This is a genomic window from Streptomyces sp. NPDC111656, assembly GCF_055656965.1.
This window is the reverse complement of record NZ_JBVKCA010000078.1, coordinates 1-1,782: the sequence shown is the minus strand read 5'-3', so window position 1 is coordinate 1,782 and position 1,782 is coordinate 1. Positions and strand designations below refer to the sequence as shown.

Here is a 1,782-nt window from a genome sequence, read left to right as displayed (position 1 = left end):
ACAGCGGCCCGCACCCACCGGATCATCCGGATCTGCGAACGCCAGGGCGTCCCGATCCTCGCCGACCGTGCCTACATGGGAGCCGGCCCGTGGGTGACGACACCCCTCAGACGCCCGCCGGGCCGCGGGCTCACCCCACCCAACAGACCGTCAACCGCGCGCTGTCCGCGGCACGGGCACCGGTCGAGCGCGGTGTCGCACGGCTGAAGTCGTGGCGGATCTTCCGCAAGTCCCGGTGCAGCCCGAATCGAATGACGTCAATCGCAGCAGCGGTTCTCACCCTGGAGCAGCAACGCTGAAAAGGCTCACTCAGTAGCTGAGTGGTCCCACACAGATAGTGCGCAACTCGGCGTCGTCCTGGTCGAGGTCCACCGCGACACCCGCGGGTTCGAGCGTCCTGCGTATGCGCTGCCGGATGGGCTCGCTGAGGTAGTTGTGGTGCAGGTCCAGCTTCTTGAGGTGGGTCAGCGGCTGGCCGTCGAGGAGGGCGGCCGCGCCGTCGTCACTCAGGGTGCCCATGGACAGGTCGAGCACCTCGAGTTGGGCGACCACCGGGGCGGACGCCACGGCGGCGGCGACCTCATCCTGGATCTCGCTGTTGCGTAGGGCCAGGTGCCGCAGCCGGGGCAACCGGGCACCGGACAGGATTGGCTCCAGGTCGGCGGCCTCACAGTCGGCTCCGAAATCCGAGCCGCCCAGCCACAGGCCGAGGTGCTCCAGCGCGGGCAGTTCGCTCGTCCCCACACCGCGGACGACGTTCACCGGCAGACCACTGCTTTCCACGGTCAGCCTGCGCAGCGCGTCGTGGCGCAGGGCGGGGAACTCCAGCCTCAGTGTTTCTCCCAGGCTGGTACCTTCTCCCGCGCGCACGCCGAATTCCTCCAGTGCGGGGAAGCCGGTCAGCAACGGTGTGACGTCGGTCTGACTGATCCGGGAGATGTGGCACTCCTGGTCCGTGATGTCCCCCAGAAACACCGACCGCAGGGCGGGCAGTCGGTCATGCACGGCCAACAGCGCTTCGATGACCTCGGATGGATCGGTGTCTTCCGGGTCCTCCCAGCAGCCGACGATCAGAGCGCGGACCCGCGTGATGTCGAGTTCGGTGCAGAAACGGCCGAAGGCCTCCACCCATAGCTCCTCGGATTCCCACCTCTCGTGGCCGATCCGCCAGGCCGCAGCGTCGGGTTCGGGCAGCCTTGTTGTCTCGCCGGGCAAGGGAAACGTGAAGGCAGGGAGGCCGTACAGCTCGTCAAGGTGGGTGTCCTGGGTTCTCATTCGGGCTGCTCCTGTCGTGTGATGTGTCAGGGGCTAATGCGTGCAGCGGTTCTACCAGTAGCGACTGACAACGTGCCGGTGCGACCGGTGGCGGTCCATCGAGTTCCTACCAATCCCTACGTTGTTCTGCGGGACGTGGTGAGTCCTTCGTATGGTCCATCCAGCCGAGGGCGCCGAGTGTGGCTCTTACTGATCTGCCGCTCGTGGCCACGGAGTGACTTCGGTTGTGATCAAGCCCGAGGTGAGGTCGGTCCGATGGGAATTCGGTGTGACGCGTGCGCAACTCACCGACAGGAGAGGGAGTTCATCGTGCCGTCTTCGCTGTCGGCAGGTTCGGCTCATACCCGAGCGGCTCCGAGCAGTACAACGCCGCCTTTCGGGAATGACCTTGTCATGCCTTTCCAGGCCTTGTTGTCGGCGGCGGGTGAACCTGGACCCAGTCTGGACAGGTGAAATCTGACCCGGGTGTCTTCGGTTCGGTCGTTTCAGTCGTTGTCGGTGGTGGGG

At 65.9% G+C, this 1,782-nt stretch carries 1 protein-coding gene and 1 pseudogene; one reads left to right on the top strand and one right to left on the bottom strand.

Features of this window, described 5'->3' with window-relative positions:
- Positions 1-299 (top strand): annotated as a pseudogene (locus tag ACZ7M3_RS52810) (transposase family protein); the annotation flags it as partial.
- A 10-nt stretch (positions 300-309) separates the two neighbouring features.
- Here the strand turns inward: ACZ7M3_RS52810 and ACZ7M3_RS52805 are convergent.
- Entirely contained in the window at positions 310-1,275 is a 966-nt protein-coding gene (locus ACZ7M3_RS52805) for an STM4015 family protein (protein ID WP_472073983.1), read from the bottom strand.
- Between the last annotated feature and the right edge of the window lie 507 nt (positions 1,276-1,782).